This is a genomic window from Crateriforma conspicua (assembly GCF_007752935.1).
In the GTDB taxonomy this organism is placed as follows: Bacteria; Planctomycetota; Planctomycetia; order Pirellulales; family Pirellulaceae; genus Crateriforma; species Crateriforma conspicua.
In genome coordinates this window covers 2,704,509-2,725,906 of the sequence record NZ_CP036319.1, presented here as the reverse complement: position 1 = coordinate 2,725,906, position 21,398 = coordinate 2,704,509, and the positions used below count along the sequence as shown (strand labels likewise).

Here is a 21,398-nt window from a genome sequence, read left to right as displayed (position 1 = left end):
AATTTTATGACCCGAACGGATCTTCCGGACCGTCGTGCGCCCGCCTCCGACAACGCTGAACCGAAAAAACGTCGGTCGTTTTGCCAGGCGGTAACGCGTGCTGCCTTTCGTTCACTGGTGTGCATCCTGGCGTTCGGATGTGTTTTCTTCGCGGTCGACAATCCCCGGGCATCAGCCGATCCGTCGGCGACGGTTTCCGGCGATCAAGTGCGTGTGGTGACCGAGTTCGTCGAATCGTATTGTCTGGATTGCCACAACGCCGACGACGCGGTCGGCGGACTGGATCTAGAAACGACACCGATCGGTCAAGCAAGCTGGGACGAGGCGACCGGACAATGGCCGGCTTGGGAAAACATTTACAAACGAGTGGCGTCGCGTCAGATGCCGCCGGCCGATGCGTATCGTCCGGACAATGACGAATACGTTGTGGCCACCCAAGCTTTGGCCGGCGTGCTGGATGGTGTCGCTGAATCCAAGCAAACGTTGACGCCCAACGATTCGATGCGTCGTCTGACACGCACGGAATATCAAAACAGCGTCCGCGATTTGCTGGACATCGAAATCGATGCGACGCGTTGGATTCCCAAAGACGAATCCAGTCACGGGTTTGACAACATCACCGTCGGCGAACTGTCGCCGGCATTGATGAGCCGTTATTTGACGGCGGCGGAAAAGATCAGCCGAATCGCGGTGGCCCGGCCGACCGGAACGCCGATGGGCTTGACGGTTCGCTTGCCCGCCGATTTGACTCAAGAACACCATTTGCCTGGGCTGCCCCTGGGCACACGTGGCGGCACGAACATCCGACACACCTTTGCGGAATCCGGCGTCTACGAAATCGCCGTCCGTCTGACCCGCGACCGTGATGAAATGGTCGAAGGTTTGTATCGGCCCCACGACTTGGACGTCTTGGTCGACCGCCATCGACACCACCGGTTTCATATCCAGCCGCCGGAAAACGGCAAAGACTTCACGCACGTCGACACCAACTTGAAAGTTCGTGTTCCGATCACGGCCGGACCGCATGACATCGCGGTGACGTTTGTCAGCCAAGGTGAATCGCTGCGGGAAATCAAACGCCAACCCTTCGACGCGGCCTACAACCGGCACCGACACCCAAGGCAACAGCCGGCATTGTTCGAAGTCAGCATGGTCGGGCCGTTGAATGATTCACAAAGCGCACCAAACAAACAGCTGGTTGCACCGGAGACCACCGGCCCCGTCGACACACCCAGCCGACAGCGAATCTTTACCGTCCGCCCCGACGACGATTCGCTGGCGTCGCAGGTCGCCGCGGCGGAAATCATTTTCGCGAAGCTGCTGCGACACGCGTATCGACGCGAAATCGGCCCGGACGACTTGGCGGTTCCGATGAAGTTCTTCCGTGACGCGGTTCAAACCACCGTCACGACATCCGAATCGGCCACGGTATCGCATCGCAGCAACTCGACCGCGGATGACCGGTTCGAATTCGGCATCCAGCGAGGCATCGCCGCCATCCTGGTCAACCCACACTTTCTGTTTCGAATCGAACGACCCGCGGAAACCGCGGGACTGCACCGCGTCAGCGATACGGAATTGGCGTCTCGGCTGTCGTACTTTCTGTACGCCAGTCTGCCGGATGAAGGATTGCTGGATCTGGCGGCATCGAACCAACTGAGCGACGCGGCGGTCTTGGACGAACAAGTCCGGCGAATGCTCGATGACCCACGCAGCGACAGCCTGGTGACCAACTTTGCGGCCCAGTGGCTGTATTTAAAAAACCTGGACGGCGTGAAGCCTGACCTTCGGCGTTTCCCCGACTTTGACGAAAACCTGCGACGTGCGTTTCGGACGGAAACGGAATCGCTGTTTCGTCACATCAAAGAACATGGTGAAAGCGTGCTGGGGCTGATCGACAGCGACTTCACGTACCTGAATGAACGTCTGGCGGTTCACTACGAAATCCCTGGTGTCGTCGGCAGCCATTTCCGCCGGGTGGATCTTTCACCCGATTCGAATCGTGGCGGACTGCTGCGTCACGGCAGCATCCTGGCGGTAACGTCGTATTCCACTCGCACGTCACCGACGATCCGCGGCAACTGGGTGTTGGAAAACTTGGTCGGCACGCCGCCGCCGCCACCACCGCCGGACGTACCGGCGCTGAAAGAAAAACAAAGTCTGACCGACGCAACGTTTCGCCAACGCTTGGCCGCGCACCGTGAAAACCCGGCCTGTGCGTCCTGTCATGCGTTGATCGATCCGGTTGGTTTTTCGCTGGACCACTACGACGCGGTCGGACGTTATCGCCGTTTTGATGCCGACGACACTCCGGTCGATTCGTCGGGGACATTGCCCGACGGCACCGAAGTCACCGGGGTGAAAGACCTGGAAGCCAGTTTGACCCGACATCCCGAAATGTTCGTCACTTGTTTGGTGGAAAAGATGCTGACCTACGCCCTGGGACGCGGTCTGGACCATCGTGATGCCGCGGCGGTCCGCCGGATCGTTTCGGAATCAGCCCAAGACGACTATCGCTTTTCATCGATCGTTCGAAACATCGTGGCCAGCCGGCCGTTTCAATCTCGTTACCATCCGCCCAAGGACCCGTCATGACGTCACCGAAACGACCTTCGAATTCCGGTTCGCGATTCGGCCAATACGTCACGCGAACATCGTTGCCTCGCCGCACCGTCCTGCGTGGTTTGGGCGCGACAATCGCCTTGCCGTTGCTCGACGCGATGGTTCCCAGTTTGACCGCGGCGGAATCCACACCGGCGGCGGCAAAGAACTTGCGACGCGTCGGATACATCTACATCCCGATGGGATTCAATCCGGCCCAGTGGACGCCCGAGGGCGAATCGTTGGACACGTTACCGTCCAGCCTTGCACCGCTGGAAAGCGTCAAAGACCAGGTGACCGTGATCAGCAACATGCACTTGCAAAACGCTTATCCCGGGTCTCACGCGACCAGTAACAGCGCGTTCCTAAGTGCGGCACAAGCCAAACTGACCGAAAGCAGCGATTACTACTTGGGCACCACCGTCGATCAGATCGCCGCCAAACAATTCGGACACCAAACCCAATTGCCTTCGCTGGAACTGTCGATGGACTTGCTGTCCACCGTCGGCCAGTGCGACAACGGTTACGCGTGTGTCTATCAAAACAATTTGTCCTGGTCATCGCCGACGACACCGTTGCCGGCCGAGGCGCATCCGCGGATCGTGTTCGAAACTTTGTTCGGCGAAGGCGGCACGCCCGAGCAACGTGCCGAGGCGCTGCGTGCCCGCGCCAGCCTGCTGGATTCGGTCACCGATGAGATCAAGCGTTTGAAGCTGGCTTTGGGATCCGACGACCGCAACAAGATCGACGATTACATCGAAAGCATTCGCGAAGTCGAACGACGCATCGAACACGCCGAACGCACGGCGCAGGACAACCCGTTGCCCGACTTGGACCGCCCGGTCGGCGTCCCGGTTGCCTATGCCGATCACGCGGAATTGATGTTCGATCTGCAGTTGCTGGCCTTCCGCGGCGACATCACTCGCATCGTCACCTTCCAACTGGCACGCGAATCCAGCACTCGGACGTATCCCGAAATTGGTGTTCCCGAACCGCACCATCCGGTCACCCACCACGGCAACAATCCACAAAAGCTGGCCAAGGTCGCCAAGATCAACCAGTACCACATTTCGTTGTTTGCCAAGTTCTTGGAAAAGATGGCCGCGACCCCCGAAGCCGACGGCAATCTGCTGGATCATTCGCTGTACATGTACGGCAGCGGCATGGGCGACCCCGACGCGCATGACCATCACAATTTGCCGGTGGTCGTTGCCGGCGGTGCGGCGGGCAAGATGCGTGGCGGACGACACATTCGCTACGAAAACCCCGAACCGCTTTCCAACTTGCACCTGACACTTTTGAACAAAGTCGGCGTACCCTTGGAAACCTTCGCCGACAGCACCGGTCGTGTCGAAGACCTGTTCGACCCGGTCAACGTTTGATCGATCGTCGCCCGCCATCGCTCTGACGCGGATCGTTTTGAATGATTGCCTCTTTGACGTTCCAACAATCGCAAAAGCTTTACGGTATGACGCGAATCCAGTTTGTCTTTCCGGCAATCGTCATGGGCATGGTTTTGACGGTCGCTGTATCCGCCGCGGATGTGCAATCATCGACCACCACAACACCTTCATCGGATTCGAGATCGTTGGTCGATGCGGTGGAAGCCGGCAGAACCGATGCGCTCGATTCGCTGAATGAAGAATCCGTCAAACAGCGTCAACCCGACGGCATGACGGCACTTCACTGGGCCGTACGTCATGGCAAATCGGACTGGGTGACCGCGATCATCGACGAGGGCGCAGAAGTCGATGCGGTGACCGATTATTCCATCAGCCCGCTGGCAATCGCTTGCGAAAATGGCGATGCGACGATCGCCCAGATTTTGTTGTCCGCCGGTGCATCGCCCGATCTGACCATCGCCGGCAAGGTGACGTGCTTGATGCTGGCGGCACGCGGCGGTGACGTGGACGTGATCGACACGCTGCTGCGTCAGGGAGCCGACGTAAACGCGAAACAACGCAGCGGCCAGACGGCGTTGATGTGGGCCGCAGCAGCCGGGCACGCCGATGCGATCGATCGGCTGATCGCCGGCGGTGCGAACGTCAACGAATCGCTGCGTTCGGGATTCACACCGATGATGTTTGCCTGTCGCAACGGCCATATCGAAGCCGCGATGCGTTTGCTGGATCACGGCGTCGACATCTCGGCGGCGATGGAACCCAAAAACACGTCGGGCCGAAACCCACGCAAAGGCATGACGGCTTTGATGCTGGCGGTCGAAAGCGGCCACTTTGATCTGGCACTGCGGTTGGTCGGGCGTGGCGCCGACCCCAATGACCAGTCCAGCGAATTCGCGCCCCTGCACGCACTGGCCTGGGTCCGTCGCCCCCAAGTCGGCGACACCCCCGAAGGCGACCCGCCGCCACAGATTCACGGAAGCGTGTCCAGCCTTGAATTTGCGGCCAAGTTGATCGATGCGGGTGCCGACGTGAACTTGAAATTGCGCCGTGGCAAAGCGCCCGGAAAAGCCCGCTTCAACACACGCGGCGCGACACCGTTTTTGATGGCCAGCCAAACCTGTGACTTGCCCTACATGCAATTGCTGTTGGACCACGGTGCCGATCCGATGATCACCAACCACGACGACTGCACCGCGCTGATGGTTGCCGCCGGTGTGGGCGTTCATCACGTGGGCGAACACCCGGGCACGATCGACGAAGTCCGACAAGCGGTTCAGTGGTTGGTGGAACTGGGCTTGGACATCAACCACGTGGATAAGAATGGTGAAACGGCGATGCACGGCGCCGCTTATCGATGCTTTCCCGAAATCGTACGTTTGGTGGCCAAGCTGGGTGCCGATCCGGAAATCTGGAACCACAAGAATCGACACGGGTGGTCGCCGCTGACGATCGCCAAAGGCTATCGACCGGGATCTTTCAAACCCGATCCGCCCACCATCCAAGCGGTCATGGAAGTCGGCAAAATCACCGACGAAGATGCCCCCACCGAACGCGGCTGGCAGGGCTAGAGTCGCCTTTCGCTCCGCGAAAGATGCGTTCGGATATTTAGCGCTACTTTCGCGGAGCGAAAGGCGACTTTGCTTCGCAAGGAGAATGACGATGCTTGGCGAATGCTTTGATCCAAACGCACCGCTTTCGATCAGCGAGCATTATCGCCCACACTGGTCTCAGACCGGAGCGTTCTTATTCATCACGTTTCGCACTCAGGATTCCATCCCGCAAGAGACTCTCCATCGCTGGGAACGTGATAAGATTGACTGGATCGAACGCAGCACGGGGCAACCGTCCCCGAATTGGCGATCATCGGTTTCAAACTTGACCGATGACCAGCGTCGCCGGTTCCTCAGGGAACTCAATCGCCATCGAGAGGCATATCTCGACACATGTCAGGGGCAATGTCCGTTTCGCGATCCGGCATTGGCACAAATTGTTCATGACGCCCTGCTGTTCTTTAATGGACAGAGATATCGAATGGGCGATTTCTGTGTCATGCCCAACCATGTTCATCTACTGGCCAGTTTTCGATCACAACAGTCGCTCGTCGAGCAATGCGATTCGTGGCTTCACTACACCGCAAGAGAGGTCAACCGCGCTCTTTCGCAAAAAGGAAAGCTGTGGCAGCAAGAGCCTTTCGATCACTTGGTCCGAAACCCCAGGCAATACGAGTACCTGAGAAACTACATTCGCATGAACGGACCGAAAGCCAAACTTGCGGCCGGCGAGTACCTTTATCGACGCCACTCCGAATAACTCTGGCCATCGTCGCCTTTCGCTCCGCGAAAGTAGCGTCCTATGTGTCCACGCAACTTTCGCGGAGCGAAAGGCGACGATGCGGAAAGGCGGCTTCGCGCTATTCGGCGGGCATTTGGGAGAGTTGCCGGACGCGGTCGGCCATGCTTTTCAAACCGTTGCTGCGAGCGGAACTTAGGTGACGAGCCAAACCCAGCTGGTCAAACTTGGATTCAAAATCGTATTCCGCGATCTCTGCTGCCGTCTTGTCTTTGACCAGGTACAGAACCAATGTGACCAAGCCGCGGACCAAATGCGCGTCGCTGTCGGCCAGGAATTTCAAGCCGCTGGGCGAAGATTCATCGGGCAACGCGACCAGCCACACGTTGGACGTGCAGCCTTGGACGCGAAAGTTTTCGATCTTCCACTTGTCGTCCAACGATTCGGCTTGATCCCCCAACTCGATCAACAGTTCGAACTGTTCACGGGGGTCATCGCAATCTTCAATGTCCTGGACGATTTCGTCGATCATGTCGCGTCGCGTTTTCGCGTTGGCAAAGGTTCAGGTGTCAAAACTCGTGGCGTTCGTCGTGCCCCACCGTACTGTTGCGAATTTTCACGTCCTGGCAAGCCTGGGCCCGCAACAGATCATCCGGCCGGTGCGACCGAACCGCTTTCTTGTGGGGTCACGGTGATCACGACGCCCTTGAAAGCCGGTGTTTTGCTTTTCGGATCGATCGCCCGGGAAACCAAAACGTTGCTTTCCGGATAGTACATCAGCGCGTTTCCCGAGCGAATGTCGGGATAAGGCCGCGCCAAAATGTTTTCCATCCGACCGGTGTCGCTGGAAACGGTGACGCGAGATTCCGGCCGTATCCCCAGCACGGGGAAATCGTCGGGATGGATCAGGATGATGTCTCGCGCGGTTTGATTGCGGTACAGATCTTCGTCTTCGTACACCACCGTGTTGAACTGGCCTTCGCTGCGGACGGTCATCAATCGCAATTGCCCCGAACCTTCGGCGGCCAGCGGCGGCAACGCATGGACATGCAAAATCGCTTTGCCATCCTTGGTCCCAAAGCTGGGTTGGTGGAACGTCCGTCCGGCGATCTGGAACTCTTCCTTGCTTTGGTCGATGGACTTGATCTTTTCGAATCCCGGGATGACTTCGCCGATCCACTGGCGGATCGTCGAAGTCTGTCCCATCGCGGTCCAATCGACGCCCTGCATTTCGGGCATCAGACGCGAAGCAATGGTGGAGATCACGTCGATCTCGCTTCGTGGCCCCGGTAAACGCCGCGGCCCACCATCGGACAACCGCACATAGTTGAACATCGATTCTTGGGTCGTCGGCTGGGGTTCTTCATCGCGGGCCAAGACTGGCAAGATGATCGTGTCGTCGGCCAGCCCGTGAACGTGCCCGGTGTTCATAGTCGTGCTAAGCATCACGTTCATTTGCAAGTTGGACAAAGCGGCCGCGGCATAAGCCGAATCCGGATTGCTGCCGTACAAATTCCCACCCAAGCAGAATCCGACTTTCAAGTCACCACAGTGGGCGGATTCCATACATGCCAACGTGTCTTTGCCCGCGCTCGTGGGCAACTGGATGCCGTATTTTTCTTGCAAGGCATCAAAGATCTGTTTCTTCAACCGCGGGGTCACCCCCACGCTGCCGATCCCCTGGACGTTGCTGTGACCACGGATCGGCATCAATCCGCTGCCCGGTCTCCCCACCATCCCGCGGCACAACGCCAACGCAGAGATCGCTTGAACATTCAACACGCCGTGCTGATGGTGCGTGATGCCCATCGTCCAGGCGAACACCGCGCGGTTGCATTTGCCATAGACGTCTGCAATCTCTTCCATCTCCGCTTGCGAAACGCCCGATTTCGCAACGATCTCCGCCCAGTCCATCGCATCGACCGCCGCCAACCATTCGTCATGATGCCGACAATTTTGCGACAAGAAATCCAGGTCCATCGCACCAGCCTGACGCACGGCTTTGGCGATTCCCCACAACAACGCCAAGTCACCGCCGATGTGAGGCTGGTAATAGTGGGTTGCGATCTTTGACCCGCCCAACAGCGAACGCGGATCACTGGGAATGCGAAACCGAATCAGCCCTGTTTCGCGAACCGGATTGATGACGATGACCTTGCCGCCGGATCGGCGCACCTTCAACAGGCTGCTCATCAATCGCGGATGATTACTGGCCGGATTGCCGCCGATCAACATCACGCAATCGGCTTGTTCCAAGTCTTCCAATTGGATTGTTGCCGTCCCGCTGCCAACGCTGGAATTCAGCCCCACGCCGCTGGCTTGGTGACAGTAATAGCTGCAGTTATTGACGTTATTGGTGCCATACAAACGCGCCATCAACTGCAGCAGGAAACCGGCTTCGTTGCTGCTGCGTCCGCTGAAATACCAAAACGTTTCATCCGGTGCGACTTCACGCAGCTTGCCCACGATCGTGTCAAACGCCTGTTCCCAAGTGATCGTTTCAAAGTGGGTTTGGCCGCGGCGATAGCGGACCGGATGCACCAAACGTCCCAGATATTCCAGTTCGCGTGGCGTCAAACGCTGCAGCGATTCGATGCTGTTCCGCTTCCAGAAGTTTGGATCGATCCCGCGTTGCATGTCCGACGCCATGGCCTGCATGCTTTTTTTGCAGACCTCGGGGAACGATCCGACCTCATTGACCATGCCGCCCTTCTGGCCGCCCATGCCCAGTGCGCACGTCTTGCACGCATTCTTGCTTCGCAGCGCCCGGTAGAATTTCCACATCCCGCCGGCTTCACGGCCCTTCTTGAAAGAATAGGCGATCGCCCGCCATCCGCCGCCGCTGTTGACTTTGACCATCGTGTCCGTCCGCTCGAATCGAAACCTCACCGGACTGCATGTTAGCAAAGTTGCGGCTTTGATGATTCACGGAACGAGCAACACGAAAAACGCCGGCGACCAAAAACTTGATCACCGGCGTCGATCGTTGATGTGGACGTTCGCCCTTTCACCCCCATCGCCTTACAGCATGGGTGGTGGAGGAGGCGGTGGTGGAGGTGGGGGAGGCGGCGGGGGTGGCGATGGCTCGGGTGCCGGCTCAGGCTCCGGCGCTGGTTCCGGCTCCGGTTCGGGTTCTGGCTCTGGTTGCGGCTCCGGTTCGGGTTCCGGTGGTGGAGGCGGCGGTGGTGGAGGCGTCGGCAAAGATTTTGCCAACACGATTGGTGCCCGCTCGGTCATCAAGGTGCAATGACCTTCGACATCGCCGCTGGTGTACTGGGGTGACAACCAGACGTTTTCCGAAACGGGGATCTTCACGGACACGTTGACCGACGTGTCCGATTCGCTCAGCGTTTCCGGCGTCACCGTGATGGTCGCCGATTGGATCCCGTGCTTGGCCAGATAATCCTTGGCCATGTTTTTTGCCGTGGACGACTTGGAGCCCGGAACGATCACGGTTCGTGCCGCGATGTAGGCCGAGTGGTCGGCGACGTGTTTCAGCATGCTGGCGCGGGAAAGTTCGATGCCGCCAAAGATCAGCATCACCAACAATACCAAACAGAAGGCAAATTCGACCGCAGCAGCCCCGGTTCGCCGTTCTACATCGTTAACGGATCGTTGCACCGGAGTTTTCTGGCGAAAGTGTTTAAAAACCAACATCAACATGTCTCACTTCGTCAACAGACTGGGCAAACGACGGGCGATTTCACGAAACGCATCCGCCAGCTGGGCCGCGGTCACGGCGTGAAAGTGTTGGCCGCCACAGATGTCGGCGACCTTTTTCATCTTGTTTTGATCCGCTTCATCACTGAACGTGATGGTGAAGACGGTGATCCCGTTGTGGTACAGGCTGTAGGCGGCGCTGACGGGATCTTTCCCGTAGTTGTGAATCCCATCGGTCATCACGATCACGACCTTGGTGGCAAAGGGGCGTCCCAAGGCTTGGTCGGTCACCGCGGCGGATCCTTCCATCATCCCGCCACCGATGTTGGTCCCACCGGCTTCAAAGCTGACCGAGATCGCCTGCAACGCATCCATGACTTCGGTGTAGTCGTTCGTCAGACGAACGGGAGTGGCCGGATTGCTGTTGTAAGTCGACAGCGCAACGTACTCTTCCATCGGCGAAGCTTCGATCAACTGTTTGAACGTGTTGACCGCTGCGATCAAGTCCAACCAACGTGCGCTGGGTGGCACCGGTTGTCCAAAATCCCACCCGGCCGGTGCGGCCGCGGGCGCCGGCGGGTACTGGGCCACTTCGTCCGCGGCATATGCCATCGATCCGCTGCGATCGACCACCAAGCTGATATCCATCGCCGCTTGGGTGGCGATCGCTTCGCGTTGTGTCTTGAACTGAAAGTTGGTCCCGAACGTCGGGAACAGCGGTTTGATGTTGGTGTTGTTACTATTGGCTAGCGAGCGCGTCACGAATCGAATCGCATTGCCGTTTTCTGCCGGTGTGAACGAATGCGTTGAATTCAATGCGTTTCGGTTGCTGACACCCACATCCAAATCTCCTTCACCAACCGGCATGACGTGTTCGCCGATCGGATTCAGCGCTGCCGCGGCTTGTGCCGCTGTCACCGCCTTGGCCTTGTCACCGTCGCTTAACACATACTCTTTCAACGCCGCGTGCGCTGCGGCATCCGATGCAATCTGCACATCGGTATTCAGCGATTCAATGTACGTGATGTTGATCGCATAAGCGGAAATGATCAGCAGCACCGGCAGCAACACGGCCACCAATGCCATCGTCGCGCCGCGGCGATCACGTCGGTTGTTTCGGATGCGATGGATTGGCATCGTTTGCGGGCCCTATCAGAGTTTCTCGTTACCGTGCACGCAGACTGACCGTACGTGTCAGTGTCTTGCCGCTGAACAGGTATCCGCCCAGCAAAGAATTCGAATCAAACGGTGCGGACACCGTGACTTGGAAATAGTCGTCTTCACCCAGCGATCCCGGATCGCTGGGATTCATCGAAACGTCATAGCCTTTGACGCCATGGGCATCCAGCAACAGCTGGCACTGGTATTCGACGTTCTCCGCTTTCGACGTCGGTACCACACCCACGCGGGCACCTTCGTAAGCGGTGATCTTCAAGCTTTGGCCCACGAACATCATGTTGCAGGTCTCGATCGTCCCCAACATGATCAGCGTCAACAGCGGCAGACAGACCGCAAGTTCCACCACGGCCGCGGCGCGGCGTCCGTTACGACGTTGACGCGGTGTCGCAAGTTGGCTTTTCCGGGATCGGTTTGCGTGCATGGTCGGATCGTGAAAAACAAGTTCCTGGAGATTTCCACTAGATTCCTAGGTCACGCACCGTTTACTGGACGTAAAACCACCCACAAGAATCTGGCGAATTGTCGCGGCCAACCGCATCACAGACCGCTGGCGCCGAAGGTACGAAAGAATCCGATCATGTCGGTGATGTCGCCGGCCGAACACGGCGGCCCGACACAACGGCTTAGCATGCACGGCCGAACGACGGCACGGCAGCGATGACTGGACAAATGACCGGAGCCCAGCCCCTGTGCCCCAGCGTTTATGATGACGGGGATCCGCCGCAGACCATGACGCCGCCCATGATTTGCACCCCCGCGTGATCCGTCCCCATCCCGCCTCGGCTTTGTCGCCACCGCCCCACCGTCCCACCGCCCCACCGCCCCACCGTCCCGCTCCACCCGTGTTTGTCGTGCTCACCGACCCATCCGCCGCCGGTCACCGCCGCATGACCGGCCTTCTGTGCATCGTCGTTTTCTTCATTGCCTCCTCCTGGACTGACGCGGCACCACCGACCTCGCCATCGATCGTGCTGATCGTTGCCGACGACTTGGGATACAACGACCTAGGCTGCCTGGGCGGTCAGATCATCAGCCCCAACTTGGATCGTTTGGCGGTCGAGGGGATCCGGCTGACGAATTTCTATGTCGCTTGGTCGGCCTGCACTCCGTCACGCGGCGCACTGTTGACCGGTCGCTATCCGCAACGCAACGGCATCAGCGACATGATCCGGAACGAAGCCCCGGATTACGGCCACCGCTATACCGCCGCACAGTACGCCGCCACTTTCGAACGCATCGGCGGCATGGACGTTCGCGAATCGACGTTGGCCAATTACTTGTCCGATGCCGGGTACCGATGTGGCATCTACGGCAAATGGGACTTGGGCAGTCTGCGTCGTTTCTTGCCAACGTCCCGAGGCTTCGACGACTTTTATGGTTTCGTCAACACGGGCATCGACTACTACACCCACGAACGTTACGGCGTGCCCAGCATGTTTCGCAATGAATCGCCAACCGTCGATGACCGTGGTACCTACTGCACCGACCTGTTCCTACGCGAAGCGTTGCGATTCCTGGACCAGCAACCCGACGACCAACCGTATTTCCTGTACCTACCATTCAGCGCGCCCCATAATTCGTCATCGTTGGATCCAAAGATTCGCAGCACGATCCAGGCGCCCGAACGTTTCAAAGCAATGTATCCCGAGGTCGCCCCGACGTACCGAACCACCGATCGATACCGGTACGGCAACCCGGCGACGGTAGTGACCACCGAAGCTCGTCGCCGCGACTATGCCGCCGCGGTCACATGCATGGATGATGCGATCGGGCAAGTGATCAGCCGCATCGAATCGCGCGGCCAACTGGACCAGACGATCGTCATTTTTCTGTCCGATAACGGTGGCGGCGGTGGCAGTGACAACACCCCGCTGCGTGGAAAAAAGTCGACGATGTGGGAAGGCGGTGTGCGTGTTCCCTGTCTCGTCCGCTGGCCCGATGGCAAGCTGAAGCCCGGCCAAGTGAACGACCAGTTGCTGACCAGCCTGGAAATCTTGCCCAGCCTTTGCAGCGCGGCCGACGCCGAAGTTCCGGCCGATGTTACCCTGGACGGCTTCGATTGGTGGGACACGCTTCGCGGCGACACTGAATCGCCACGCAAATCGATGTTTTGGAAACGCCAGGATCGCCGCGGTGCACGCGTGGACGATTGGAAGTGGGTTGACATGCCGGACAAGGACCAGAGCGGGCTGTACCGAATCACCGATGACATCGGCGAATCCAACGACCTGTCCCAGCAATATCCGGACGTCTTGGCTGACATCCAAGCGAAATACCGGCAATGGGAAAGCGAGATGCAAGACGCACCGCCGCGTGGACCGTTTCGTGATTTCTGAACCGCCGTCGCCCGCCCAGATTTCTTGCCCCTTCGATCCCACAACACGCCGCCCATCACTCCGAGTGAAACGATGATGATCATGCAACTTCCGACGTTTCGATCCGCCAAGTTGTTCACACTGTTTGCCGGACTGATGGCCACATGCTTTTCGCCTGCATGCCAAGCCGACGAATCCACACACACCGATGCACCGGAGCACACGATCGTCGTCTCTCCCAGCGATCCGGGCTGGACGCCGCTGGGCGAAGCCGACTTTGTGCGTGTCAATGGCGATGACCAGACGCTGACCTGGAACGGCCCGGTCGCTCACGGATCGGGGACGCCGATCGGAGTCACACGCAGCCGCAAAACGTATAAGAACTTTGAACTGCTGATCGAATGGCGGCACGAACGCCCGGCCGGCAACAGCGGCGTGTTCGCGTGGGTTCCCGCGTCGGCTTTGGATGACTTGCCGCCCGGCAAACTGCCCGACGGCGGGATCGAAATTCAAATGCTGGACCACGATTACACACGCCAGTGGCACCAGCGAACCGGTGGCGGCAAAACGCCGTTCTTTTCGACCCACGGTGACGTATTCGCGGTCGGCAAGTCGACCATGAAGCCCTTCCCGCCGCTGTCACCCAACGGCAGTCGTTCGTTTCCATCGAAGGAACGATCTTTGGGCGCCGGCCAGTGGAATCGTTACTACGTCCGAGGCGTCAATGGCACGATCCGTTTGTGGGTCAACGGCGAAGAAGTGTCCGGCGGTTCGGATTGCCAGCCCAGCGAAGGTTACCTGTGCTTGGAAAGCGAAGGCAGCCCGATCACCTTCCGCAATCTGTTCATCCGCCAATTGCCATAGTCGGCCATCGTCGCCTTTCGCTCCGCGATAGTAGCGTCCGCCCCTCCATCACAATCCCTTTCCCAACCATCCACAAAAAGGCCGGCAAACCCAATCGGATTCACCGGCCGCCGAAACATTAAAAACAAGTCACGATCAAACCGTGATCTCGTATCCCTTCCGTTGCGGTCGTTCGATGAACGAGTTCGCCAGCGCGTCATCACCAAACGTTTGGTTTTCCGGATGGTAGGTCAACCGAACCGTTCACGTCGACATCCGCAATCCCGATACACACGAGCCGAACTTCAACGCTTCGCGGCCGTGATAGGTGTGGTACCGGATTCCCGTCCCGATGAAGCCGATGACCGGCTGTTCATTGGGGCTGTTGGATCCCGTTTCGTCGGCAACGGCGGGGCTGGTACGCAGGCCGGTCCCCGGTTAGTCGGCGGCTCCGGCGGCAGCCTGCAGAAAGCTTCGTCGATTGGATGGATGAGTCGCGGGTCAGCTTCTGGGCCCCAGGAGAAAGTAAGATGAACTTTTGGCACCTTGAAAGATCTCCCGAAACGCACGGACCTCAAAGAATCCGACCGTTGTTCCCCCTCGTCACTGCGGCCCAAAGCCTGCATACTTCATTGGCTGCCCTGCGGACTTTACGGGCTGCCCAGTTCTCTTGGAAACCAGCGAAATACTAAGCAGACATGAACAAAGCGCGACACGAATTGGTCGTCGTCGGCGGCGGGCCGGCAGGATACGTGGCAGCCATCCGAGCGGCTCAGCTTGGCATCGACGTCGCGTGTATCGACGAAAATGATCGCTTCGGCGGCACCTGCGTCCGCGTCGGCTGTATCCCCAGCAAAGCCCTGCTGGAATCGTCGCACTTGTACGAACAATCGCTGCACCACCTGGAACAGCATGGCGTGAAGGTCGGCGACGTGACGCTGGACCTGGACGCGATGATGGCTCGCAAGCGGAAGATCGTCGACACGTTGACCGGCGGCATCAACATGCTGTTCAAAAACCAAGGGGTCACGCCGTACCAGGGCCGTGGACGCCTGCGTGACGTCAATTCGGTCCAGGTCACGCCCACCGGCGACGGCGAACCGACGCTGATCGAAGCCGACCAGATCCTGTTGTGCCCCGGCAGTGTTCCGGCAAAGCTGCGCAGTGTCGAAGAAGACGGCGACCGCATCGGAAACAGCACCACTGCGCTGTCGTTCCCCAGCGTCCCCAAACGTCTGGTGGTCATCGGCGGCGGCTACATCGGCCTGGAACTGGGCAGCGTCTGGAACCGTTTGGGCAGCGAAGTCATCGTGCTGGAAGCGATGGACCGCATCCTAGCGGGACTGGACAGTGAACTCGCCCAATTGGCCCATCGCGCGTTCAAAAAACAAGGCCTGGATTTCCGCACCAAGACCTTCGTCGAATCGGCCAAAGTCGACGGGGATCGGTGCGTCGTGACGATCAAAGACGGCGATTCGATCGAATGTGATCGCGTGCTATTGGCCACCGGACGTGCGCCGGCGACCGATGATCTGGGACTGGAATCGGCCGGTCTGGAAACCGACAACCGCGGCTTCCTTAGCGTCGATGAAAACTACGAAACGTCCGTCGAAGGCATCTACGCGACAGGCGATTGCATCGGAGGCGCGATGTTGGCACACAAGGCAATGGAAGAAGCCGTCGTGTGCGTCGAACGCATGGCGGGCATCAAGAGCCATATGAACTATGACGTGATCCCCGCGATCGTTTACACCCACCCAGAAATCGCGACGGTCGGCAAAACGGAAGACCAGTTGAAAGACGAGGGTATCGAGTACAAGAAGGGGGTTTGCCCTTATGGAGCCAACGGTCGGGCACGCACATTGGGCGAAGCCGAAGGCCGCGTAAAAATCTTGGCCGACGCGGCGACCGATCGCGTACTGGGTGCCCACATCATCGGTGCCCGCGCCGGTGACATGATCGCCGAAGTCGCCGCCGCGATGGAGTTCGGCGCCAGCAGCGAAGACATCGCACGGACCTGCCACGCCCACCCGACGATGTCCGAAATCGTCCACGAAGCCGCCCTGGCCGTCGACGACCGCCCGATCCACACGATCTGACCCTAAGACAGCCGGCGGCCATTAAGGGGACGGGGGTCTTTTTTCAACGAGGACTGACTTGCTCTTGCCATCGTCGGCGATGGCACGTGCGTGCCCGACGTTTGATCATGGGGGGGGAACGCTACTTCCGCGGAGCGAAAGGCGACTTGGGCGGCCTTTAAGGGGACGGAGGTCTTTTTGCAACGCGGACTGACTTGCGCGTGCCCGACGTTTGACGGTGGGAGGGGGACGCTACTTTCGCGGAGCGAAAGGCGACTTTGGTTTTCTCGGGTGCAATGGGTGGTTGCGTTTCGACACTCGGTCGCTTGAAAGAATGGCGCGAGGTCGGTCGGGGGCGTCAGGCCAGTGGCATGACATTTCGCGGATTCATTGCATGCCGGTCGTAAAAAGGCGAGACGGCACTGCATGTCGTGCTATTGAACCGCGCTGGACGCAGTCTTTGATCTCTGCTGGATCCAGAACCTTGCCCCCCCCATCTCAGGCGGCCTTTAAGGGGACGGAGGTCTTTTTGCAACGCGGACTGACTTGCGCGTGCCCGACGTTTGACGGTGGGAGGGGGACGCTACTTTCGCGGAGCGAAAGGCGACTTTGGTTTTCTCGGGTGCAATGGGTGGTTGCGTTTCGACACTCGGTCGCTTGAAAGAATGGCGCGAGGTCGGTCGGGGGCGTCAGGCCAGTGGCATGACATTTCGCGGATTCATTGCATGCCGGTCGTAAAAAGGCGAGACGGCACTGCATGTCGTGCTATTGAACCGCGCTGGACGCAGTCTTTGATCTCTGCTGGATCCAGAACCTTGCCCCCCCCATCTCATCGGCATGAATAGGTAAAATGCAATTTGCCGTTTACCTGAACGCTAGTCGCTACAAATCGACTTGGTCAAAGCCGAGACGCAAGATCACCTTCCCCGACGGTTGTTAGGAACGGCGAGTGTTCCAGCCGAGCAATATTTGTGACGGGGGCTCTTGATGAACTTCGACAGCCAAGACGGAAAGCCGGATGAAGGGCCGACGCTCGAGATCTTCTCGTCTCCAAGCGGTGGATGCTTTATCGGAATCAAAGACGAGATGGGTGTGTGGCCGTTTCGAAGCGAAATGTTTGACACCGCAGTGGAAGCGGAACAAAGGCTGGCCGAATTGAACGCCCCATTGCCGTATGATTCCCTTTGTCCGGATTGCCAAGCGGGATTTACCGAACAAGCATTTTTGAAACTCGGGTTCGTTTCTGGTTTGTGGGCATGTCCCTGTTCGCCAAATTTGTTGTTGTTTCCACCTTCACAGAGCTTGGAAGAGTCGATCAAAGCAATCCATGATTTCATGACAAGCCGTGACGGGTAGCAGCTTTCAAAACATGAGTGTCGCCCGGATACCTTTCAAGGATGTGTAAAGAAACACGCTTCGCGATCGGCCGATGATAGGCATTGGGCCGCGACGAAACCCTGCGTCAGAGAGAGGACGCTTCTTTCGCGGAGCGAAAGGCGACTTTGGGTGATCGCCAGCGGGCGTCCGGTGGGAACCGAACTTGGCCAAAGGTAAGCTTTCTGGATGCAGGCCCCACGCCCCACCCCGGCATCGCGCGTGGGGAAAACGGCAATCGATGATTTGAGGCAAACACGACAGGTGCATGACATGACGATAAAACGACGACATCTTCTTGCATCAACAGCCGTCGCATCTGTTGGCGTGGCACTCTGTGGGGCAACCGGGCCCGACCACTCGACTGCGTCAAGCAGGTCGATGGACATGACACTGGAAGATCGGCGGAGATGGCTCGCCTCGTTCTCCTGCAACATCGAGATGTGGTTCAAAGATCTTGACTTTCTCGACCGCATCACGGCGGCGAAAGAAGTCGGCTTTGACGCGATTGAAATTTGGAATCCCCAGAAAAAGAAGCTTGGCGGCGGCTTGGTATCGGCAAAGAAAATTGCCGAGCGTGCGCGTGGCGAGGGGATGAAGGTCACCAGCATCTCACCCGGTGCGCCGTCGCTTGCCGATACCAACAATCTAAATGCCTTCATTGACTGGATCGATCTCGCGGTTGAACTGGCGGACTTGTTCGATGTTCACAATTTCAATCTGACTGGACACAAAATCGTCGAGGGCCAGAGTGTTCAGGAAATGTTGGGCACCTACACGCGGGCAGTTGAAGCGGCCTTGGGAAAGTTGGAAGCGGCTGGCAAAATCGCAACGATTGAGCCTTACAATCCGTTCGATCATCCCGGCCATTTCATTTACGGCGTGGAGCCGGCGCTTTCCATTTGCAGGGCCGTCGATTCTCCGAATTTGAAAATCAATTGGGACTTTTTTCACATGCAACGCACCGATGGCAACCTGATCACCCATTTGGAAGATGGGATCCATCAGGTTGGGTATGTGCAATTGGCAGATTCCCCGGATCGCTTTCAACCGGGCACGGGTGAGGTTGCTTATGGGCGCGTCCTGAATCGGTTGCGAGACCTGGGATACAAGGGCTACATCGGCGCCGAGTGTTTTCCTCAAAATCAAAATGCGATGGTCGCCGCATCGGACATCGCAGCCCTGGCCGAATCCGTCAACTTGCAACCGCCGACGAAGTAGTGCAAAAGGCCCGGATGGACCAAGTTCCATCGCAGCAGTGCCTGAGTGAACGGCAACCCTTGGGATGGAACGGGCGACCATCCTGCGAAATCGATGGCACGAACTGATCAACGCCCACGCGCGGCGACCGGCCCCTGTTTTATACCGGGGCTGTTTCCGAAAATTTGATTGAACTCGGACTCTGCAACCGATGAACCGGCCCCCTGATCCAGCGGACGATATTCTTGCCTACAACCGCCTGGCCTGGGACCATCAGGTTCGCAAGAAAAACCGTTGGACGACTGCGGTTTCACCCGAGGAGATTCGACGTGCGCGTAACGATGACTGGCAGGTCGTTCTGACACCGGAAAAACCGGTTCCTCGCGAATGGTTCCCTGATTTCCGTGCCAATCCTATCGAGGTTCTATGCCTGGCCGGTAGTGGCGGCCAACAGGCCCCGATTCTCGCGGCGGCTGGGGGCAGGGTGACGGTGCTTGACAATTCGCCCGGGCAATTGGCACAGGACCGACTCGTGGCCGATCGTGAAGGCCTGTCGCTTCGCCTGATCCATGGCGACATGGCCGACCTTTCTGTTTTTGACGACGAGTCCTTTGACCTCATCTTTCACCCATGTTCCAACACCTTTGTTTCTGACGTACTGCCGGTTTGGAAAGAGGCGGCGAGAGTCATGAAAGTTGGAGCCAATTTGCTCTCCGGAATCGTCAATCCCATTGTTTATCTATTTGATGATGAATTGATGGAAAAGGGCGAATTCAAAGTCTGTCACAAGATCCCCTATTCTGATTTGACTGGCCTGACTTCACAGCAAAGAAAGGCCTTGATTGACCAGCAAGAACCCTTTTGCTTTGGACACACCCTGGCCGACCAACTTGGCGGTCAGGCCGACGCCGGCTTAGCCATCACGGGACTGTTCGAAGACGGCTGGTCAGATTGGCCCCTTTCCGATTTCATTCCAACGTTCATTGCGACAAAGTCCACAAAGATTGGGCCGGTTAAATGATCCGGAGTCCGATGAAAGGCGAAGCGGCAAAATGGCGAAGCCGCTGATTCGCAATGGCAGGAGCCTGGAAGGGGGCGGAGGTGGCGGATCGGATGGTGTTGCACGCAGGGCCGGACGCTACTTTCGTGGAGCGAAAGGTGACTTTGGGGGCTAGGCACTGTTTATCAATTGGTAACCCGAAGCGTCAGCGAGGGGCCGAAGTTATTCATTCATCAAGAATCCCTCGCTGACGCGTCGGGTTACCGTCTTCATTGGCCTTCGTGTTGAATTGATAAACAGTGCCTAGCCTTGGAAGCGTGGCGGCAGTCGGTAATCGGAGGCTTTGAAGGGAGTCGGTGCGACGAACAACAGGCCGGAATTGGGACAGGCGGCGAAGTCTTCCGGACTCATGTTTTCCACCGCGGTTGTGATGACCAGCATCACGTCGCCTTCCATGGGCACCAGGGCAGGGCAAGTATTTTGAGGCGCTTGCGGCGTTCGCCAGACTCCACGCAGCGCACCGGATTCCAAGTCGTACCAGCGTGTCTCGCCGTACTCCGCCGCCTTGGGCAAGTACATCGAAACAATGATGCCGCTTGCGCCGGGCGTCAGCACCGCACCATCGGGTACCGCGGGGTCATCATTCAAATCCACCAAGACTTCTGGGTCGCCCAAGATCGCGGTGTCGATATCGATCGGATAGCCGACGATTTGACGCGTGGGCGAATCGATATCGATCAAACGCAACGATCCGTCTTGACCGGCATACACCGCTTTGCCGTTGCTGCAGACTTGGTCGTCACGCAGACGGACCAATTGGCCGTCACGACCACGGTACAAGTACAAACCGGCTTTGCGATTGGCGAATTCCAAATCCTTGGTGCCAAAGATCAGGTTGTCGTCGACCACCAAGCCGTCATTGATGATCGTGTTGTCGACGTCCGAATCGATCCCGTCAACCATAACGTCCCATTGCCCGGTGGCCGGATCAAAGAAGCCCAGGCTGCGTTCGCAACCGACCACAAAATCGGATCGATCGGCACGTGGAAACGCGAAACCGGGACGGCCGGGCAAATCAAAGGACTGGTTTTCGCGACGAACCAGATCGCACAAATTCAATGACCCGATTGTCGCATCATCGCCGTGCTGGATCGCCACCCAAGACAATTGACCGGACGCCAGCGCGTAGGGTCCTTCGGGCAAAAATCGCCGCGCGTCGTCTTGCCCGATGTCCAACGGTGAAGCGGTCCAGGAATCCATGTCTCGTGCCCGTGCTTGAATAGTCGTGCCCAGTGACGGACCGCACGACACTGGCCTGCCCCCGGCGCTCCCCGCGTCGATGCGTGATCCGTCTGGGCACAAGTCTGGCAGACCGCGTGGTGCGACGAAAGCCCGCCGGGCAAAGTGGTGATGGCGAGTGTATCTTATGCGGCGTCGCGCACCGCCCCCGGCAACC

General features: G+C 58.3%; 15 protein-coding genes. 9 read left to right on the top strand and 6 right to left on the bottom strand.

Going from position 1 to position 21,398, the window contains the following annotated elements:
- Nucleotides 1-117 precede the first annotated feature (117 nt).
- From Mal65_RS10385 to Mal65_RS10370, 4 genes are all read left to right on the top strand, one after another.
- The gene (locus Mal65_RS10385; protein WP_196784746.1) at nucleotides 118-2,595 is read left to right on the top strand and encodes a DUF1592 domain-containing protein; all 2,478 of its coding nucleotides are present in this window, start codon (nucleotides 118-120) and stop codon (nucleotides 2,593-2,595) included.
- A complete protein-coding gene (locus Mal65_RS10380) occupies nucleotides 2,592-3,983 on the top strand; it encodes a DUF1552 domain-containing protein (protein WP_145296899.1) in 1,392 nt (463 codons plus the stop codon). The genes Mal65_RS10385 and Mal65_RS10380 overlap by 4 nt, the downstream gene beginning before the upstream one ends.
- 41 nt (nucleotides 3,984-4,024) lie before the next feature.
- Nucleotides 4,025-5,572, top strand: a complete 1,548-nt coding sequence (locus Mal65_RS10375; protein WP_196784745.1) for an ankyrin repeat domain-containing protein — start codon at nucleotides 4,025-4,027, stop codon at nucleotides 5,570-5,572.
- A 91-nt stretch (nucleotides 5,573-5,663) separates the two neighbouring features.
- The gene (locus Mal65_RS10370; protein WP_145296896.1) at nucleotides 5,664-6,314 is read left to right on the top strand and encodes a transposase; all 651 of its coding nucleotides are present in this window, start codon (nucleotides 5,664-5,666) and stop codon (nucleotides 6,312-6,314) included.
- Nucleotides 6,315-6,414: 100 nt separating this feature from the next.
- On the opposite strand, the gene Mal65_RS10365 is transcribed toward Mal65_RS10370, so the two are convergent.
- From Mal65_RS10365 to Mal65_RS10345, 5 genes are all read right to left on the bottom strand, one after another.
- Nucleotides 6,415-6,825, bottom strand: a complete 411-nt coding sequence (locus Mal65_RS10365) for a SufE family protein (RefSeq protein WP_145296893.1) — start codon at nucleotides 6,823-6,825, stop codon at nucleotides 6,415-6,417.
- 116 nt (nucleotides 6,826-6,941) lie between these two features.
- Nucleotides 6,942-9,152 carry an FdhF/YdeP family oxidoreductase gene (locus Mal65_RS10360; RefSeq protein ID WP_145296890.1) on the bottom strand — a complete coding sequence of 737 codons (2,211 nt, stop codon included), beginning with the start codon at nucleotides 9,150-9,152 and terminating at the stop codon, nucleotides 6,942-6,944.
- Between the two features lie 162 nt (nucleotides 9,153-9,314).
- Nucleotides 9,315-9,950, bottom strand: coding sequence for a TadE/TadG family type IV pilus assembly protein (locus tag Mal65_RS10355; protein ID WP_145304826.1), 636 nt, complete (start codon nucleotides 9,948-9,950; stop codon nucleotides 9,315-9,317).
- 9 nt (nucleotides 9,951-9,959) lie between these two features.
- Nucleotides 9,960-11,090, bottom strand: a complete 1,131-nt coding sequence (locus Mal65_RS10350; RefSeq protein ID WP_145296887.1) for a vWA domain-containing protein — start codon at nucleotides 11,088-11,090, stop codon at nucleotides 9,960-9,962.
- Nucleotides 11,091-11,118: 28 nt separating this feature from the next.
- The gene (locus Mal65_RS10345) at nucleotides 11,119-11,553 is read right to left on the bottom strand and encodes a TadE/TadG family type IV pilus assembly protein (protein ID WP_145296884.1); all 435 of its coding nucleotides are present in this window, start codon (nucleotides 11,551-11,553) and stop codon (nucleotides 11,119-11,121) included.
- A 466-nt stretch (nucleotides 11,554-12,019) separates the two neighbouring features.
- Here Mal65_RS10345 and Mal65_RS10340 point away from each other — a divergent pair, with 466 nt between their 5' ends.
- From Mal65_RS10340 to Mal65_RS10320, 5 genes are all read left to right on the top strand, one after another.
- A complete protein-coding gene (locus Mal65_RS10340) occupies nucleotides 12,020-13,468 on the top strand; it encodes a sulfatase family protein (RefSeq protein ID WP_145296880.1) in 1,449 nt (482 codons plus the stop codon).
- A gap of 81 nt (nucleotides 13,469-13,549) precedes the next feature.
- On the top strand, nucleotides 13,550-14,311 hold the full coding sequence (locus Mal65_RS10335; protein WP_196784744.1) for a 3-keto-disaccharide hydrolase: 762 nt from the start codon (nucleotides 13,550-13,552) through the stop codon (nucleotides 14,309-14,311).
- A gap of 677 nt (nucleotides 14,312-14,988) precedes the next feature.
- Nucleotides 14,989-16,389: a dihydrolipoyl dehydrogenase gene (gene lpdA, locus Mal65_RS10330; protein WP_145296877.1), complete on the top strand. Its 1,401-nt coding sequence runs from the start codon at nucleotides 14,989-14,991 to the stop codon at nucleotides 16,387-16,389.
- A 1,542-nt stretch (nucleotides 16,390-17,931) separates the two neighbouring features.
- Nucleotides 17,932-18,963 (top strand): TIM barrel protein, encoded by a 1,032-nt coding sequence (locus Mal65_RS10325; protein WP_145296873.1) that lies wholly within the window; start codon nucleotides 17,932-17,934, stop codon nucleotides 18,961-18,963.
- A 190-nt stretch (nucleotides 18,964-19,153) separates the two neighbouring features.
- Complete coding sequence (locus Mal65_RS10320; RefSeq protein WP_145296870.1) at nucleotides 19,154-19,963, top strand: class I SAM-dependent methyltransferase; 810 nt, start codon at nucleotides 19,154-19,156, stop codon at nucleotides 19,961-19,963.
- A gap of 282 nt (nucleotides 19,964-20,245) precedes the next feature.
- Here the strand turns inward: Mal65_RS10320 and Mal65_RS10315 are convergent, their stop codons facing one another.
- Complete coding sequence (locus Mal65_RS10315) at nucleotides 20,246-21,202, bottom strand: SMP-30/gluconolactonase/LRE family protein (protein ID WP_145296867.1); 957 nt, start codon at nucleotides 21,200-21,202, stop codon at nucleotides 20,246-20,248.
- Between the last annotated feature and the right edge of the window lie 196 nt (nucleotides 21,203-21,398).

Excerpts from the sequence above, each read along its gene's own strand:
- Mal65_RS10350 (WP_145296887.1), bottom strand. The coding sequence starts at position 11,090 with ATGCCAATCCATCGCATCCGAAACAACCGACGTGATCGCCGCGGCGCG.
- Mal65_RS10370 (WP_145296896.1), top strand. The coding sequence starts at position 5,664 with ATGCTTGGCGAATGCTTTGATCCAAACGCACCGCTTTCGATCAGCGAG.
- lpdA (WP_145296877.1), top strand. The coding sequence starts at position 14,989 with ATGAACAAAGCGCGACACGAATTGGTCGTCGTCGGCGGCGGGCCGGCA.
- Mal65_RS10375 (WP_196784745.1), top strand. The coding sequence starts at position 4,025 with ATGATTGCCTCTTTGACGTTCCAACAATCGCAAAAGCTTTACGGTATG.
- Mal65_RS10325 (WP_145296873.1), top strand. The coding sequence starts at position 17,932 with ATGCAGGCCCCACGCCCCACCCCGGCATCGCGCGTGGGGAAAACGGCA.
- Mal65_RS10360 (WP_145296890.1), bottom strand. The coding sequence starts at position 9,152 with ATGGTCAAAGTCAACAGCGGCGGCGGATGGCGGGCGATCGCCTATTCT.
- Mal65_RS10340 (WP_145296880.1), top strand. The coding sequence starts at position 12,020 with ATGACCGGCCTTCTGTGCATCGTCGTTTTCTTCATTGCCTCCTCCTGG.
- Mal65_RS10380 (WP_145296899.1), top strand. The coding sequence starts at position 2,592 with ATGACGTCACCGAAACGACCTTCGAATTCCGGTTCGCGATTCGGCCAA.
- Mal65_RS10355 (WP_145304826.1), bottom strand. The coding sequence starts at position 9,950 with ATGTTGGTTTTTAAACACTTTCGCCAGAAAACTCCGGTGCAACGATCC.
- Mal65_RS10335 (WP_196784744.1), top strand. The coding sequence starts at position 13,550 with ATGCAACTTCCGACGTTTCGATCCGCCAAGTTGTTCACACTGTTTGCC.
- Mal65_RS10365 (WP_145296893.1), bottom strand. The coding sequence starts at position 6,825 with ATGATCGACGAAATCGTCCAGGACATTGAAGATTGCGATGACCCCCGT.
- Mal65_RS10345 (WP_145296884.1), bottom strand. The coding sequence starts at position 11,553 with ATGCACGCAAACCGATCCCGGAAAAGCCAACTTGCGACACCGCGTCAA.
- Mal65_RS10315 (WP_145296867.1), bottom strand. The coding sequence starts at position 21,202 with ATGGATTCCTGGACCGCTTCACCGTTGGACATCGGGCAAGACGACGCG.
- Mal65_RS10320 (WP_145296870.1), top strand. The coding sequence starts at position 19,154 with ATGAACCGGCCCCCTGATCCAGCGGACGATATTCTTGCCTACAACCGC.